This is a genomic window from Nonomuraea diastatica (assembly GCF_004349015.1).
Classification (GTDB): domain Bacteria; phylum Actinomycetota; class Actinomycetes; order Streptosporangiales; family Streptosporangiaceae; genus Nonomuraea; species Nonomuraea diastatica.
In genome coordinates this window covers 29,441-45,341 of sequence record NZ_SMKP01000076.1, presented here as the reverse complement: position 1 = coordinate 45,341, position 15,901 = coordinate 29,441, and the positions used below count along the sequence as shown (strand labels likewise).

Annotated in this window: 13 protein-coding genes; 4 read left to right on the top strand and 9 right to left on the bottom strand. The window is 71.6% G+C overall.

What is annotated here, in order from left to right:
• A partial coding sequence (locus tag E1294_RS25655; protein ID WP_246083274.1) for a WecB/TagA/CpsF family glycosyltransferase occupies positions 1 to 772 on the top strand: 772 nt, incomplete at its 5' end.
• Positions 773 to 801: 29 nt separating this feature from the next.
• Here the strand turns inward: E1294_RS25655 and E1294_RS25650 are convergent.
• The 6 genes from E1294_RS25650 to E1294_RS25625 are packed head-to-tail and all read right to left on the bottom strand — an operon-like array spanning position 802 to position 7,387.
• Positions 802 to 1,758: a sulfotransferase gene (locus E1294_RS25650; RefSeq protein WP_132512355.1), complete on the bottom strand. Its 957-nt coding sequence runs from the start codon at positions 1,756 to 1,758 to the stop codon at positions 802 to 804.
• Positions 1,755 to 3,005: a lipopolysaccharide biosynthesis protein gene (locus E1294_RS25645; RefSeq protein WP_246083273.1), complete on the bottom strand. Its 1,251-nt coding sequence runs from the start codon at positions 3,003 to 3,005 to the stop codon at positions 1,755 to 1,757. Before E1294_RS25645 ends, E1294_RS25650 begins: the two co-directional genes overlap by 4 nt.
• The gene (locus E1294_RS25640) at positions 3,002 to 3,847 is read right to left on the bottom strand and encodes a sulfotransferase domain-containing protein (RefSeq protein ID WP_425465223.1); all 846 of its coding nucleotides are present in this window, start codon (positions 3,845 to 3,847) and stop codon (positions 3,002 to 3,004) included. Before E1294_RS25640 ends, E1294_RS25645 begins: the two co-directional genes overlap by 4 nt.
• Positions 3,848 to 3,852: 5 nt before the next feature.
• Positions 3,853 to 4,749: a hypothetical protein gene (locus E1294_RS25635; protein ID WP_132512353.1), complete on the bottom strand. Its 897-nt coding sequence runs from the start codon at positions 4,747 to 4,749 to the stop codon at positions 3,853 to 3,855.
• A complete protein-coding gene (locus E1294_RS25630) occupies positions 4,746 to 6,011 on the bottom strand; it encodes a hypothetical protein (protein WP_132512351.1) in 1,266 nt (421 codons plus the stop codon). Before E1294_RS25630 ends, E1294_RS25635 begins: the two co-directional genes overlap by 4 nt.
• The gene (locus E1294_RS25625; protein WP_132512349.1) at positions 6,008 to 7,387 is read right to left on the bottom strand and encodes a Wzz/FepE/Etk N-terminal domain-containing protein; all 1,380 of its coding nucleotides are present in this window, start codon (positions 7,385 to 7,387) and stop codon (positions 6,008 to 6,010) included. The genes E1294_RS25630 and E1294_RS25625 overlap by 4 nt, the downstream gene beginning before the upstream one ends.
• 354 nt (positions 7,388 to 7,741) lie before the next feature.
• Between E1294_RS25625 and E1294_RS25620 the strand changes: the two genes are divergently transcribed.
• The gene (locus tag E1294_RS25620) at positions 7,742 to 8,773 is read left to right on the top strand and encodes a glycoside hydrolase family 26 protein (RefSeq protein ID WP_246083271.1); all 1,032 of its coding nucleotides are present in this window, start codon (positions 7,742 to 7,744) and stop codon (positions 8,771 to 8,773) included.
• On the opposite strand, the gene E1294_RS25615 is transcribed toward E1294_RS25620, so the two are convergent.
• From E1294_RS25615 to E1294_RS25605, 3 genes are all read right to left on the bottom strand, one after another.
• A complete protein-coding gene (locus E1294_RS25615; RefSeq protein WP_132512347.1) occupies positions 8,770 to 9,648 on the bottom strand; it encodes a sulfite exporter TauE/SafE family protein in 879 nt (292 codons plus the stop codon). The two genes, E1294_RS25620 and E1294_RS25615, sit on opposite strands and share 4 nt — an antisense overlap.
• Positions 9,649 to 9,857: 209 nt before the next feature.
• On the bottom strand, positions 9,858 to 11,072 hold the full coding sequence (gene cysC / locus E1294_RS25610; protein WP_132512345.1) for an adenylyl-sulfate kinase: 1,215 nt from the start codon (positions 11,070 to 11,072) through the stop codon (positions 9,858 to 9,860).
• Between the two features lie 70 nt (positions 11,073 to 11,142).
• Entirely contained in the window at positions 11,143 to 11,862 is a 720-nt protein-coding gene (locus E1294_RS25605) for a class I SAM-dependent methyltransferase (RefSeq protein WP_132512343.1), read from the bottom strand.
• Positions 11,863 to 11,924: 62 nt separating this feature from the next.
• Here E1294_RS25605 and E1294_RS25600 point away from each other — a divergent pair, with 62 nt between their 5' ends.
• Entirely contained in the window at positions 11,925 to 12,302 is a 378-nt protein-coding gene (locus E1294_RS25600) for a cupin domain-containing protein (RefSeq protein ID WP_132512341.1), read from the top strand.
• 94 nt (positions 12,303 to 12,396) lie between these two features.
• Positions 12,397 to 15,894 (top strand): transcription-repair coupling factor, encoded by a 3,498-nt coding sequence (gene mfd / locus E1294_RS25595; protein WP_132512339.1) that lies wholly within the window; start codon positions 12,397 to 12,399, stop codon positions 15,892 to 15,894.
• The last annotated feature ends 7 nt before the right edge of the window (positions 15,895 to 15,901 follow it).

Genomic DNA, 15,901 nt, shown 5'->3' with positions numbered 1-15,901 from the left:
GGTCGAGGTTGACCCGCTCACCGAGGATGACGTGGTCGCGTGGGTGGCAGCCGAGCTGGAGGCGGGAAGGGGCGGCCGGATCGTCACCCCCAACGTCGACATCTGCAGAGCCGCCGTCGCCGATCCCGAGCTGCACGACCTGGTGCGCTCGGCGGAGCTCGTCGTGGCCGATGGCATGCCGCTGGTGTGGGCGGCCAGGCTGCAGGGCACCCCGCTGCCCCAGCGCGTCACGGGAGCCGACCTCATCTGGTCGCTCAGCCGGTGCGCCGCCCGTCACGGCTGGCCCGTCTACCTTCTCGGCGGCCCGCCCGGCGTCGCACGCAGGGCCGCGACCGCGCTCACCAGTCGCTGTCCGCGACTCCCGATATGCGGTGCCCATGGTCCGCCGTACGGCTTCGACGCGACCCCCGAGGGCAGGGAGAGAGTCCTGCGGAAGGTGGTCGGCGCACGGCCGCGGCTCGTGTTCGCCGGGCTGGGATTCCCGAGACAGGACCGGCTCATCGCCGACCTGCGGCACGAGCTGCCGGGGACGTGGTTCCTGGGGTGCGGCGCGGCGATCGGATTCGCCGCGGGGACGGTCGCCAGGGCTCCGGAGTGGATGCGGCGGGCCGGGCTGGAATGGGCGTTCCGGCTGGCCGTCGAGCCCGGCCGGCTGGCGCGCCGCTACCTAATCGACGACCTGCCGTTCGCGGCCCGGCTGCTGGGCGGCTCGCTCACCGCACGGGTCAGGTCCGGCGCCCGTTCACATCCGGCACCCCGGCAGAGCGGCTGACGCCGACGTGTGAGCGCCGGATGGCCGGGTCAGGTGGCGGTGAGGGCTCGTACGCGGGCGACGTCCTCGGGGGTGAGGCCGCGGGCCGCGTCGCGCAGGGCCTGGCGGGAGTCCATGGGCCGGTACGCCGTGCGTGACAGGCCCGACCAGGCGAACCCCTTCCCGGGCCCCTTCCCGGGCCCCTTCCCGGGCCCCTTCCCGGGCCCCTTCCCGGGCCCCTTCCCAGGCGCCGAGGGTCCGGTGCAGGCCCTGAGGATGCGGCGTTCGGCGGCGGGCGTCCAGGGCAGGGCGGCGTGGTCGTACAGGTCGCGGAAGCGGGGGAGCGGGTCGGCGGCCAGGGATTCGTACGACGTGATGAGGATGCCCGGCGTGCGGGCCAGGATCGAGCGGGTCACCCGCCACAGCGCGGCGGCCTTGGCGATGCGGTCCTGCGAGCCGACCAGGGCGCGCAGCTCCAGCAGGCCGGGGTGGTCGCGCACGAGCAGCGGCTGCTCCAGCAGCTCGTGGAAGTAGACGGTCCACCCCAGCCGGTGCCAGCTGGCCACGAACGACACCGGATCGCGCACCAGTGCGATCACCCGGCACCCCAGGCGGCGGGCGAACCAGCCGGCGCTCAGCACCGCGAACGGGTCGTCCAGCAGCGCCCGCCGGCCCGCCAGCCGGCCGAGCGTGAAGGTGGTGCCGTGACGGACGAGGCGGGCCAGGTCGTACGGCGAGTGGTTGGCCCGCAGCTCGGACAGCCAGCGGTAGCGCAGGGCGACCGTGTCGCGGAAGGCGGGCAGCCAGGTGGCGGCGTTGTCGTCGCAGATGTACTGGAACCGGTGGGTCACCTCGGCCCTGAGCACTCCCGGGCAGCGTCCTGGCGGGTGTTGCGGGTTGAGCGGCTCGTTGACGTAGACGAGATCGCCGCCCGCGGCGAGCATCTTGCCGGTCCAGCTCGTGCCGCTTCTCGGCAGGCCGGTCACCAGCACGGGGGCTCGTGTCACGCGGCCGCCCACGTGCGAGGGCGAAGCGCCGTCAGGGTGTGACGCCCGAACGGGTGCAGGCCGTAGCGGCGGTGGAGCTGCCACAGGGGAAGCAGGTTCTTCACCAGTACGCCGCCCGACCAGCCGATGACCGCTCCGAGCGCCCCGTACGAGGGGATCAGGGCCAGGTCGAGGGTCAGCGTGCAGGCGATCGCGGCCAGCAGGTTGAGCAGGCTCGCGCCGGTGTGCCCGGCGGCGGTCAGCACCACGTCGACCATCCCGCAGGCCGTGGCCACCATCATCGTCCCCGCCAGCACGAGCGCCACCGGCGCCGCCTGGCCGTAGGAAGGGCCGAGCAGGTGCAGCAGCCAGGGCGCCAGCGCCGCGTACCCCAGCCAGACCGGCCAGGTCATCAGCACCAGCCAGACCGTGGCGGTCTGGTAGAGCTCCCCTGCGCGAGCCCGCTCGCCCTCGGTGAGCGCCCTCACCAGCCGGGCCTGTACGGCCTGCGCCAGCCCTTGGTTGGCGAGCTGCCCGATCACCTTGAACCGGGTGGCGGCCGTGTAGACGGCGGCCTGCGCGGGCCCGCCGAGCGCGGCGACGATCACGATGTCCACCCGCTGGAACACCGCCTGGATCGCCCCCGCGACCGAGCGGGGCGCGGTGTGCCGCCACAGGTCGCGGCCCGTACCCGGCAGGTACGGCGTGCGCGGCGCCCGTCCCCGCAACGTGGTGGCGGCCAGGACCGGCAGCAGCGCGTACGGCGCCGCCCACGCCACCGGCAACCACCACACCGCCCCGGCCAGCGCCACGGCGGTCACCAAGGCGAGCTGGCACCCCGGCACCAGCACGCCGTCCAGCGCCACGGTGGGCCGCATGGCCCCGAACCCCCTGGTGGCGGCCAGCAGGACGTCGCCCGCCACCATGAGCGGGATTGCCGCGGCGGGCAGGCCGAGGTGCGGGTAGAGGAGCGCGCCCGCGGCGCAGGCCGCCACCACGCTGGGGAGGAGCGCCGCCCGGATATATCCCGAAATGCCGCGATACTCGTAGGTTTTCGCTCGGGCGATGAAGTAGATCAGCCCGTTCCCGGCGTCCAGCTTGGCGATCCCGGCCGCCATCAGGGCCAGCGCGGTCACCGTGAAGAACGCCCCCGCCTCCGCCGCCGTGAACGCCCTCGTCACCACCACGACCAGGGCGAACTGCGCGAGCGCGCTGAACACGGCCCCCATGACCCCGGCGACCCCACGCCGCCCCACCGAACCGGTCACTGACGCCACGACGGCTCACCGCCCAGCCACCGCGCCAGCCGGGCGTCGTACGGGGCGAAGTGCTCCCGCAGAGCCCGCGCCAGATCGGGCGGCACCCGGCGCGGCAACGACCGGCCGTTGTGCCGCTCGAACTCCGGATAGCCCAGCCGGGGCACCTCCAGGAAGTCCAGCACCCGGTCGTAGACGGCCTTCGGCCGGGCGAAGAACAGGTGGCTGTCGAGCACCAGGATGCGCTCGCGCCCGAACAACGGCTCCAGCCGGTCGAGCTGGTCGGCGTAGCGGCCCCGGGCGAGGTACGCCTGGTGGCGATGCGCGTGGTGTACCGCGAAAGGCTCATTCCGCAGCAGCTCCTCCGCCCCCGCCAGGCGCCGTTCCTCCAGCTCCACCGCGCGCTCGAAGTGCGACTCCGTCTCGAACCCCCTGGCCAGCTCGTGGGCGTGCGCGGAACAGGCCCGCTCCACCGGGTCGCGCACCAGCACGATCAGCTTCACACCGGGCAGGTCGGCCGCGATGCGCCGCCCGGCCAGGGGATGGAACAGGTAGTAGGGCGACGACTCGAACGCCAGCGCCCGCGCGCCGTACCGGCGGCCGAGCAGCGCCGCGCCGGCCCGCAGCGGGAAATGGGCCTGGTACCAGGACATTCCCCGCTCGTAGCCGACGTCGAAGTAGTGCACGCCCTTGTGCAGCACCGGCTTGAGCAGCAGCGGGTGTTGTTCCAGGGCGCGGTACAGCGAGGTGGTGCCGCACCGCTGCGCCCCCGCGATCAGGAACGACGGCAACATCCGAGCGCCCGACGTGAACCTGCCCGTGTTCCTGGACAACGACAACACCGGCGCCTTCAATGCCTTCACGTGAGCAGCTCCTCGTGGTCGACGACCGGGCAGAGCCAGGTCTCGGGAGGCCCGAGCGGGGCGTGGCCGTCGGCCGCGTGCCTGTCGGCCAGCGCGATCAGGTAACGCAGGGCGGTCTGCCTCGCCACCGACGCCGACACCCCCAGGGGCGCGAGCACGCGTACGGACTGCGCCAGGCAGGCCCGCGCCGCAACCGGCGGGCTCATCCTGCGCAGGGCCCGCTGGAAGAAGTGGTGCACGGCGTCGAGCCCGTAGGGCGCGCCGACTTCGTACCGCTCCCAGTCCCACACGAGCAGCCGCCCGTCGGGAGAGGGGCACATGTTCCAGGGCGCGAGGTCACCGTGCCAGGCCGGGGACGGCCCTCCGGTGGCCGCGATCTCCTTGATCGCGGCGAGCCGCAGCGCCTCGCTCACCCGGCCGCGCCGGACCGGCAGAGGGGCGAGCGCCAGCACCGTGAGCCCCTTCCAGCAGCCGTGGTGCAGCACCCTGGGCGCGACCACTGTGTCCAGCGACATCCCGGCCAGCCGGCGCAGGGCGGCCGCCTCGGCGGCGACCAGCTCGCGGGCGCGCGGACTGTCGCCGATCTTCACGAACGCCAGCCGCCGCGCTCCCGAGCGGACCTCCAGAATGGGCTTGCGGTTGGCCCGCCGCGCGGGACGCACGTGCAGGACCGTCTCGACCGGCCGCGCGAAGACCTCGCTCAGGTGCGCCGCGATCGAGCCCTCGACCGGCACCACGACCTGCGACCCCACATGCCACCAGCGGCGCGGCGCGAGCCGGCGCGGCAGGGCCGCGTGCGGCAGCACGGTGTACGGGCGGGGCGAGCCCGGCCCGGGATACAGCAGCCGCACGGTCTCCGCGAGATAGCCGAGGCGGACGGCGGCGTCGGTCATGCGTTCCTCCACAGGATGGCGAACGAGATGAGATACAGGCTGAGCGGCGTGACCAGCCCGTCGTAGACGAACATGTAGAGCAGCACGAGCCCCATCACGAGCACCCCGGCCAGCCCGATGGGGCTGCGGTCACGCCAGTGCCGCCGGATGGCGCCCGCGAAGAACGCCACGTAGAGGGCCGCCCCGGTGAACCCCTGCGTCATGATCAGCAGCCAGAGCTGCCCGTCGCTGCCCAGCGGCGGATGCCCGCAGCCCGTGCACCACTGGGTCTTGCCCGTGGTGATCGTGCGGTGGTTGCCCGTCGCGTTGCGCGTGTTGCCGTAGCCGATGACCGGCGAGTGCGTGGCGGCGGCGAGCGTCGCGGTCACGGTGAAGGCCCTGATGTCGTTGGAGTGTGGTTTGTCCAGCCGCTGCGCGAACAGCGGGGCGAGCGGGCTGAGCGCGAACGCCAGCGCCGCCACGGCCACGCCTGCGCAGAGCGCGACCCGCGTGCGCCCGCCCACCCGGACGATCAGGTAGAGCACGGCCAGGCCGAGACCGATCCACAGGCCGCGGTTGAGGGAGTAGACGATGGGGACGGCGGCCAGAGCGATCAGCACGACGGCGGAAGCCCTGCGCCGCCGCCCGCCGTGCACCCACCAGCCGGCCACGAACCAGACCAGCAGCACCGACACGTTGCTGCCCCACGCGTTGGCCCATTCGAAGGGCGCCTCCGGCCTGGGCATGGCGTAGCCGAGCACCTTCTGCGTCTGGCCGGCGGTGGGGTGGATGAGGTTCTGGACGAACGGGTTCTCGCCGATCCAGCCGGGCAACAGCAGCTCCACCGGCGAGGTGAAGGAGAACGACGGGAACAGCACGCCGAGCAGCCCGCCCGCGACCGTGGTGACGAAGAGCGCGCCCATCATCCGCACCAGGCGCAGCTGCGGCAGCTCGCGCTCGGTCAGGTTGCCGAGGTAGAGCACCACGATGAGGATCGCCGTGTAGAGCGCCAGCCGCATGCCGTAGCCGATGATCCTGCCGGACCCGAGCTCGCCGTAGGTGCCGGGCGGCATCTCCGCCAGCATCAGCCCGCTCACCAGATAGCCGGCCAGCAGCAGCAGCCACAGCCCGAACCCGCGCGGCACCCTGATCGGCCGGCGCCGCCAGAGGATCACCGCCATGGGCGCCGCCACGACGATCACCGACAGGCCGCCGAACCCGAGCGCCCACCAGACCGGATAGCCGACGAGCAGCGCGGCGATGGGCCACGCGGGGCCTTTCACGCTGGTTTGCCCCGCCGCCGGGGCCGGTGCAGCGCCTGCATGCGCGTGCTCTCCGCCGGCACGCTCACTTCCAGCTCGCCGGTCGCGACGAGCTTGCCGAGCGAGGTGTGCGGGTGCGCCTCGATGAAGGGGACGAACGACGGCACCGCATCGGTGGCGGCCACCGCGCCGATGACAGGCACGTCGTGCCGGGCGAGGCGGCGTACGGTGGCCGCGACCTCGGTGGAGGTGACCCGGCGGAGCCCGACGAGCAGCAGGGCCGCGTCCGCCCTGGACAGGTCGCGCACATCTGAGCCGTCGAGCACCGTCAGCGGCGCGCCGATCATGAGCGGCTCGGCAGGCGACGAGACGTAGAGGTGCGCGGGCAGCGCCTTGACCAGCAGCCGGTTGCCGGGGCATGCGGCGACCACGGCGCTGGCCAGGTCGTGGGCCCGATCGCGGCGCAGGTCGTGGGGCCGGTCGTGGGGCCGGTCGTGGGGCCGGTCGAGGGGCAGGTCGTGCTCGCCCGGCCTCGACAGGTCGGCGAGGACGGGCAGGCCGGTCAGGCGCTCGATGTCGGCGGCCGTGCGCAGCCGCGTGTCGAGCCGGTCGCGGGCTTGGGCGGCGGCCGCGCCGGCGAGCAGCCCGGCCATGAGCCCGGTGCCGAAGTAGAGCGGCAGGACGGGGCTGCTGGGCTCGGCCGGCGGCTCGGCCTTGCTGATGATCGCGCCGGGGGTCACCGCGACGGTCCGCAGCTCGTCGTATTTCAGCGCGAGGTTGGCGGCCTGCCGGTTGAGGACGTTCTGGCGCTGGGTGGCGATCGCGTGCTCGGCGCTGCCCCTGGGCAGCGTGTGCAGCCGCTTGATCGTCAGCTCGATCGCGGAGTTGACGTGCTTGAGCTTGGCGAGGACCGTCCGCTGCTGCTCGGCCATCGCGGTCAGCGCGTTGTGGCGGCGGTGGGCGAGGTAGGCCTCGGCGTACGCGCGGGACTGGGTGGCCGCGGCGGCCGGCTCGGCGGCGGTCACCGCGATCCACAACACCGCGGAGTTGGGCGGCACCGAGACCTCGACCTCTTCGGGCTCGGCGCCCCGCAGCGCCATGGCGGCCCGCGCGGCGACCACGGCGGACTGGGCGACCTGGGCCTCGGTGTCGAGGTTGAGCGCCTCGCGCTGGCGGTTGGTCACCTGGTTGCCCGGCTCCTGCGTGCCGACGGGCATGACGAGCACCTGCGTGGTCGCGGTGTAGGAGGCCGGCGTGAACCACAGCAGCGCGATCCCCGCGGCGCCCCCGGCGACGACGCAGCCGACGAGGATCGCCCAGCGCCGGCGCAGCGGCGCGAGATGCTCACCCAGGTGGGCGCCGGAGCGGGGGACCTGAGGGTCCGGCGGCAGGCTCATGAGGGCTCTCCTGGATCATGTGCGCGTCGTCATCGATCAGCGACTCTGCGTCACCGGCCGGGTGTGCGCCCACTATAGGGCCGCCCGCCTTTACCTTGGCTGAATACACAAGATTTTCTCCGGTACGGCCACAAAGAAGCCCCTCCATAAATCGAAATATTCGGAAAATTCGGACGAATTGTTGGCCGTGGTGACGTGGGGAGACTTCCACACTGGCTGAAGTTCGCGGAATGACATGGCAAGGTTCAGGTTTGATAGGCAGGGTCGTTCGACAAGGGGGGTTGGAAGGCTTTGCGGCAACGGGGCATTTCTCAAAACGCGGCGAACACGGCATTCGCCGGCCTGATCCTGGCCGTGGCCGCGACGATGGCCGCCTGCTCCACCGTGGCCGGCTCCAACGCCGGGGCGTCGATCGCGGTCGAGGAGCCGGCGCGTGACGTCGCGGGCCCGCCCGCGTGCACGGCGACCAGCAAGCTCATCCCGTCGTGCGGCGCCTGGTGGGGCATCGCGCCCGAGATCTTCACCGGCGCCCCGGTGGAGGAGGCGTTGCGCGGCGCGGAGTCGCGCATGGACGCCGGCGCCGACGTGTTGCACGTCTACCACCGGGGCAGCGAGTTGTTCCCGACCGAAGCCGAGATCAGGCTGGCCCGCGACCCGGCCAGGCCGAGGCTGCTCCTTATCAACTGGAAGCCGTCGTTCGACCACACCTGGGCCGAGATCGCCGACGGGGCGCTCGACGCCAGGATCGACCGGCTGGCCGGCTACCTCCGGCGCACCTTCCCCGAGCGGTTCTTCCTCACCCTGCACCACGAGCCGGAGAACGACGTGGACGCCTCGTCGGGCTCGGGCATGCAGGCCACCGACTACGCGGCGATGTTCCGGCACATCGTTGTCCGGCTGCGGGAGCGGGGCGTGAAGAACGCCGTCATGGTGATGACGTACATGGGGGCGCCCAACTGGGCGGCCAAGTCCTGGTTCGAGGACCTCTACCCAGGTGACGACGTGGTCGACTGGGTGGCCATGGACCCCTATGCCGACCATCGGGTCGACGACTTCGAGAGCCTGGTCAACAAGACCCGCAAGGAATATCCCGACTGGCCGGGCTTCTACCGGTGGATGCAGGCCCGCTTCCCCGGCAAGCCGGTCATGGTGGCCGAGTGGGGGGCGTTCTCGCGGCCGCTCGACCGGTCGTTCAAGCGGGCCTTCTTCGAGTCCGTACGCCGGCAGATCAAGCGCTATCCCCAGATCAAGGCGCTGATCTACTTCGACTCGCCGCAGGCGCCGCGCGGCGACACCAGCTTCGACTCCGACGAGGCGGCCGACCGCGCGTTCACCGCCCTCGCCCGTGACCCCTACTTCCGCGCCACCCCGGTGCCGCGGCCCTAGCGGGCGCCGACCTTCTCGCCCCGCGGCTGGGGAGCCTCGGCTCTGGCGCGCAGGCGCCAGCCCGCGACGGTGACCACGGTGGCGGCGGCGAGGACGCAGACGGTGAGGGTGTCGTCCACGTCGAGCAGCTTGAGGGCGGAGGCGAGCAGGACGATCGCCAGCATCGCCCGGATGAGGCCGCCGGGCGCGCGCGAGGAGATTTTGGCGCCGAGATAGACGCCCGGGATCGAGCCGATGAGCAGCGACAGCGTGAGGTCCGCCTGGAAGTCGCCGAACAGCAGGTGGCCGAGCGCCGCGGACACGACCAGCGGCACGGCCTGCACGAGATCCGTGCCGACGAGCTGGTTGGCCTTGAGCGCCGGATAGAGCACGAGCAGGGCCACGATGATCAGCGATCCCGAGCCGACGGACGAGACGCCGACGACCAGCCCGCCTATCATACCGACCAGTAGGGTCGGAATCGGGCGTACGACGATCTCATGCGTGCTCGACGTGCCGCCCCGCCCGCCGAGCCAGGTCTTGACCGCCATGCCCGCCATGGCCAGCAACAGCGCCACGCCGAGCGCATATTTGACCGTGTCGGTGACCGCGAACGCGCGGGCCAGGAACACCCCGCAGAACGCGGTAGGCACCGAACCCGCGCACAACCAGGCCACCAGGCGCAGGTTGACCGTGCCGGTGCGCAGATGCACCACGCCGCCGACCGGCTTCATCACGGCCGAGGCGACCAGGTCGCTGGAGACGGCGGCCAGGGGCGGGACGTTGAAGAACAACATCATCATGGGCGTCATGAGGGCCCCGCCGCCCATGCCGGTCAGGCCCACCACGATCGCGACGAGGAACGACCCGCCGATCAGCGCCACGTCTGTGCTCATCGGTCACTCACCGGCTCCTCATTCGCTGCGCGGAGTGCCTCGTTCCTCGGCCCTCCACTCCGCTCACTGCGTCGGGTTCGCTCCCTGCTCATCGGTCACTCACCGGCTCCTCATTCGCTGCGCGGAGTGCCTCGTTCCTCGGCCCTCCACTCCGCTCACTGCGTCGGGTTCGCTCCCTGCTCATCGGTCGCTCACCACCACGGGCGCTGTCAACGGACCCGGCCCTCGGACCTCAGGGTCTCCAGCACCTGGGAGACGGCCGCCTCGATCGTGATGTGCGTGGTGTCGATCGTGAGGTCGGCATCGTCCGGCTCTTCGTACGGGTCGGAGATGCCGGTGAACTCGGGGATGAGCCCGGCGCGGGCCTTGGCGTACAGGCCCTTGCGGTCGCGCCGCTCGCACTCCTCCAGTGGCGTGGCGACGTGCACGAGCAGGAAGTCGGCCCCTACGGACTCCACCGCCTCGCGCACCTCCGCGCGGGTTGCCGCGTAGGGGGCGATGGGCGCGCAGATGGCCAGACCGCCGTGCCGGGCGGCCTCGGCGGCGACGAAGCCGATGCGGCGGATGTTCAGGTCGCGGTCGGCCTTCGAAAAGGTCAGGCCCTTGGACAGCAGGTGGCGCACCACGTCGCCGTCGAGGTAGGTGACCGTGCGGGTGCCGAGCTCCAGCAGCGCGTCGCGCAGGCCGCGGGCGATGGTGGACTTGCCGGAGCCGGACAGCCCGGTGAAGAAGACCACGAGGCCGCGCCGGTGCGGTGGGCCCGGGATGCGCACGGGGTCGGGGCCCGCCAGGTGCTCGGTGGCGCCGTAGGCGGTGGCGACGTGCTCGCGCAGCTCCAGATCGATCTCCGGCTCGTCGCGTGGCGCCAGGGGGACGGAGACGACGAGCGTGCCCTGGGGCAACTGATCTCTTGCGCGCAGCGCGGCGCGTACGACGGCGGGGCCCGCCTCGCCGTACGCGAGGGGGAGCAGCAGGATCACCGCGTCGAGCTCTTTGGCGGTGGCGACGATCTCGGAGAGGTCCTCGAGTGGCCCGCGCATGGTGACGGCGAGCGCGGGCCGCCCGCCGAGCTCGGCCCGCACGTCGGACGGCGTGCGCCGCAGGTGCGCGAACGGCCCGTGCTCGGGTGTGCCGAGGGCGTGGACGGGCCCGGAGGTCAGCCCGTCGGGCTCGTGGGCGCTCACCGTCAGCGTGGCCAGCGGCAACCCTTCAGGGTCGAGCAGCGTGACCTCGTCGCCGGGTGAGACGTCGGCGGGCAGATGAAGGGTGACGGGAGCGGGCCACAACGTGCCGTCGGCGAGAGTGCCGCGCTCCTGCACGGCGTGCAGGTCGTCGTGGCCGAGGAACCCGGTCAGCGGCTCGAACGCGCCGGAGAGCATCAGCTCGAGATCGGCCAGCTCGCGCGGGTCGGGGGTCCACTCCACGTTCTCTCCATCCCAACTAATCCGATTGAATTGGTAGGAAAGAATCCTAGCGGGTGGAACCAGTCTGTCACTAGATGAGCCTGGCGAAGTGGTGCTGGGGTTTCCTGATCACCATGGTGATCTCGTCGTGGGAGGCGGGATAGCGGTCGTTGGTCAGCCTGGAGATCGCCGCGATGGCTGCGGCGCCGATGCGGCGGGAGCGCGCGGGGCCGCTGATGTTGCGCATCTCGTCGGTGATCATGAGGCCGCGGCTGAGACAGAACGCGTGCAGGCCGTCGCTCGACGTCAGCGGCTCGTAGACGGTCGGCAGCGGGCCCGGCCACCCCGGCGGGACGAGCGGGCGCCACAGCAGGCCGCGCAACCACGACGGCGTCATCCGGTCGAGCAGACCGTAGGCGGACCCGCGGTCGCGCATGCGCAGCAGCACCAGGCCGCCGGGGCGGAGCGACTGCAGCAGGCGGTCGAAGACGAGCTCGGCGTGCCTGACCCGCTCCAGCAGGAACGACACCTGCACCACGTCGTAGGCCCTGGGCGGCATGGGAACGCAGCGCAGGTCACCCAGCGACCACGAGGCCAGGTCACCCCGCTCCTCGAGGAGCCGCCTGATGACGGGGTGGTCCTCGTCGGCTCCCGTGGCCCTGGTCTCGATGTGCTCCAGCACCAGCGGCCCGTCCTGCGCGCAGCCGGCGACCAGCACGTCGAGCCGCTTGTGCGGCTGCATCGCGCAGTGCTCGCGGACCCGCTGACCGAAAAGGTCGCCTCGCTGGGCGACAGATCGCACCTCAGACATGTCACCTACAGTAATCAACCAATCGTTATGCGTAGCGTATTTCCCTGCTAGCGTCCTGGCCCGTGAGCGATGAGGTGCCCGAGCCGGGGATCTACGTGGGCAACGCGGGCGTCGACGGCGCCGGTGACGCCGGCTGGCTTCTCGGCCATTTCAAGCCCCCGGGCGATCCACGCCACAGCGACGACGTCGAGATCAAGTGGGGCGTGCACCCGCCGGGCGACCAGCGGGCGGCGTGGGCCGTCGGCGAGACGCGCACCGCCCTGCTCGTCCTGATCAGCGGGCGTTTCGTGGTCGAGTTCCGAGGCCGCGACGTGCTGCTGACCGAGCCGGGCGACTACGTGGTCTGGGGCAAGGGCGTCGACCATTCGTGGCGAGCGGAGGCGGCGTCGACCGTGCTCACCGTGCGCTGGCCCTCGGTGCCCGGCTACAAGCTCGGGTGAGCCGGCGCGCCGAGTACCCTGGGTGAGGAACCCCCGCGACCTGTCCCGGCCGGGGGTAGTCGTGTTGCCGCAAATGGGGCTGTGGGCGTATCTGATGAGTCTTTCCGGACTGCTTGACCTTGTTCGCGCTGACCCGAAACTGGCCGCCGCTCTCGAAGAGGGCGGCGACGTCGCGCTGGTCGCGCCGTCCGCGCTGCGTCCGTTCGGCGTGGCCGCGCTGGCGGGGCACGACCAGCGCATCGTGCTCGCGGTCACCGCGACGGGGCGCGAGGCCGAAGACCTGGCCGCGGCGCTGACCAGCCTGATCGAGCCCGCGGAGCTCGGCTCGGTGGCGGTGTTCCCGGCATGGGAGACGCTGCCGCACGAGCGGCTCTCGCCGCGCAGCGACACCGTCGGGCAACGGCTCGCGGTGCTCAGGCGGCTGGCCCACCCGGTCAAGGGCGACACCGCCGCCGGACCCCTCAGCGTGATCGTGACCCCGATCAGGGCGCTGTTGCAGCCGATCGTGAAGGGGCTCGGCGACCTGGAGCCGATCAGGCTGCGCGCGGGCGACGACGCCGACCTCGACGACGTGGTCGGCAATCTCGTCAACAACGGCTACCACCGGGTCGACATGGTGGAGAAGCGGGGCGAGGTGGCCGTGCGCGGCGGGCTGCTCGACGTCTTCCCGCCGACGGAGGAGCATCCGCTGCGGCTGGAGTTCTGGGGCGACACGGTCGAGGAGATCCGCTGGTTCAAGGTGGCCGACCAGCGCTCGCTCGAAGCGGCCGAGGACGGATTGTTCGCGCCCCCGTGCCGCGAGCTGCTGCTGACCGACGAGGTCAGGAGCAGGGCCCGCGCGCTGGCCGAGGAGCACCCGGCGCTGGCCGAGGTGCTCGACCAGCTCGCCGAGGGCACGCCGGTGGAGGGCATGGAGGCGTTCGCGCCCGTGCTGGCCGGGGAGATGGACCTGCTGCTCGACCACCTGCCGGCCAGGTCGGCGGTGTTCGTGTGCGACCCCGAGCGCATCAGGGGCCGGGCGGAGGAGCTCGTCCGCACCTCGCAGGAGTTCCTGGAGGCCTCGTGGATCAACGCGGCGGCCGGCGGCGAGGCGCCCATCGACCTGGGGGCGGCGGCGTTCCGCTCGCTGGAGGAGATCCGCACGCACGCCGACGTGCTGGGGCAGCCCTGGTGGACGATGGCGCCGTTCGGTGCCGGCGTCGAGCTGGACGCGCACGACTCCGAGGCCTACCGCGGAGACACGGCCAGGGCGCTGGCCGACATCAAGGGCTGGCTGGCCGACGGCAAGGCGGTCGTGCTGCTCAGCGAGGGCCACGGGCCCGCCGAGCGCATGGTGGAGCTGCTCAAGGGCGTCGACGTGCCCGCGCGGCTGCGGGAATTCATCGACCAGTCGCCCGAGCCCAAGGTCGTGCACGTCACGACGGGCCTGATCGAGCACGGCTTCATCACGCCGGGTCTGGCCGTGCTCACCCATCTCGACCTGGTCGGGCAGAAGGCGTCCACCAAGGACATGCGGCGCCTGCCGTCACGGCGCCGCAACATGGTCGATCCGCTGCAGCTCAAGGTCGGCGACCACGTGGTGCACGAGCAGCACGGCGTGGGCCGCTACGTCGAGATGGTGCAGCGCACGGTCCAGGGCGCCACCCGCGAATATCTGGTCATCGAATATGCCAAGGGCGACCGCCTCTACGTGCCCACCGACCAGCTCGACGAGGTCACCCGCTATGTCGGCGGCGAGGCTCCCACGCTCAACCGCATGGGCGGCGCCGACTGGGCCAAGGCCAAGTCGCGGGCGAAGAAGGCGGTCAAGGAGATCGCCGGCGAGCTGATCAGACTCTATTCCGCCCGCATGGCCTCGCCGGGGCACGCCTTCGGGGCGGACACGCCGTGGCAGCGGGAGATGGAGGACGCCTTCCCCTACGCCGAAACCGGTGACCAGCTTGAGGCCATTGACGAGGTCAAGCGCGACATGGAGCGCGGCGTCCCGATGGACCGGCTGATCTGCGGCGACGTCGGCTACGGCAAGACCGAGATCGCGGTGCGGGCGGTGTTCAAGGCGGTGCAGGACGGCAAGCAGGTGGCGGTGCTGGTGCCGACGACGCTGCTGGTGCAGCAGCACATGTCGACGTTCGCCGAGCGGTTCTCCAGCTTCCCCGTCGCGATCAGGGCCGTCTCGCGCTTCCAGACCGACGGCGAGGTCAAGGGCACCCTCGAAGGGCTCAGGACCGGAGCCGTCGACGTGGTGATCGGCACGCACCGGCTGCTCAGCCCTGAGGTCAGGTTCAAGGATCTCGGTCTGATCATCATCGACGAGGAGCAGCGGTTCGGCGTCGAGCACAAGGAGGCGATGAAACACCTCCGCACGCAGGTCGACGTGCTGGCCATGTCGGCCACGCCGATCCCGCGCACGCTGGAGATGGGGCTGACCGGCATCCGCGAGATGTCGACGATCCTCACGCCGCCGGAGGAGCGGCACCCGATCCTCACGTTCGTGGGGCCGTACGAAGAAAAGCAGATCGGGGCGGCGATCAGGCGCGAGCTGATGCGCGACGGCCAGATCTTCTTCGTGCACAACCGGGTGGCCTCGATCAACCGCGTCGCCGCGCGGCTGCGCGAGCTGGTTCCCGAGGCGCGCATCGCGGTGGCCCACGGGCAGATGAACGAGCACCAGCTCGAGAAGATCATGGTCGGCTTCTGGGAACGCGAATACGACCTGCTCGTCTCCACCACGATCGTGGAGTCCGGGCTCGACGTGCCCAACGCCAACACGCTGATCGTCGACCGGGCCGACAACTACGGCCTGTCGCAGCTCCACCAGCTCAGAGGGCGGGTCGGGCGAGGCAGGGAGCGCGGCTACGCCTACTTCCTCTATCCGCCGGAGAAGCCGCTGACCGAGACCGCGCACGAGCGGCTCGCCACGATCTCGCAGCACACCGAGATGGGCGCGGGCATGTACGTCGCGATGAAGGACCTCGAGATCCGCGGCGCCGGCAACGTGCTCGGCGCCGAGCAGTCCGGGTTCATCGCGGGCGTCGGGTTCGACCTCTACGTACGCCTGATGGCCGAGGCCGTGCAGGAGCAGAAGGCCAAGCTGTCGGGCGCCGAGGCACCGGAGGAGCAGCACGACGTCAAGGTCGAGCTGCCGATCAACGCCCACATCCCGCACGACTACGTCACCTCCGAGCGGCTGCGCCTGGAGGCGTACAAACGGATCGCGGCCATCGCCTCGCCCGTCAACATCGACGAGGTGCGCGACGAGCTCACCGACCGCTACGGCAGGCCGCCGATGGAGGTCGAGAACCTCCTGGAGGTGGCCAGGTTCCGCATCAAGGCGCGCTCGGCCGGGCTGACGGACGTCACGCTGCAGGGCCAGAACATCAAGTTCGGGCCGGTACGTCTGCAGGAGTCGCAGCAGGTCCGGCTCGACCGGCTCTACAAGAAGGCGATATACAAGCAGGCGGCGGAGACTCTGCTGGTCCCGGTTCCCAAGACCAAGCCGCTGGGAGGGCAGCCGCTGCGCGATCTCGACCTGCTCAAATGGTGTGGCGATCTGGTCGAGGCGATGTTCCTCGAGCCCGCACGGGTAAGCTAGCGGCGGT

Coding starts and splice junctions, on each gene's coding strand:
- E1294_RS25635 (WP_132512353.1), bottom strand. CDS start 4,749: ATGACCGACGCCGCCGTCCGCCTCGGCTATCTCGCGGAGACCGTGCGG.
- mfd (WP_132512339.1), top strand. CDS start 12,397: ATGAGTCTTTCCGGACTGCTTGACCTTGTTCGCGCTGACCCGAAACTG.
- E1294_RS25615 (WP_132512347.1), bottom strand. CDS start 9,648: ATGAGCACAGACGTGGCGCTGATCGGCGGGTCGTTCCTCGTCGCGATC.
- E1294_RS25625 (WP_132512349.1), bottom strand. CDS start 7,387: ATGAGCCTGCCGCCGGACCCTCAGGTCCCCCGCTCCGGCGCCCACCTG.
- E1294_RS25605 (WP_132512343.1), bottom strand. CDS start 11,862: ATGTCTGAGGTGCGATCTGTCGCCCAGCGAGGCGACCTTTTCGGTCAG.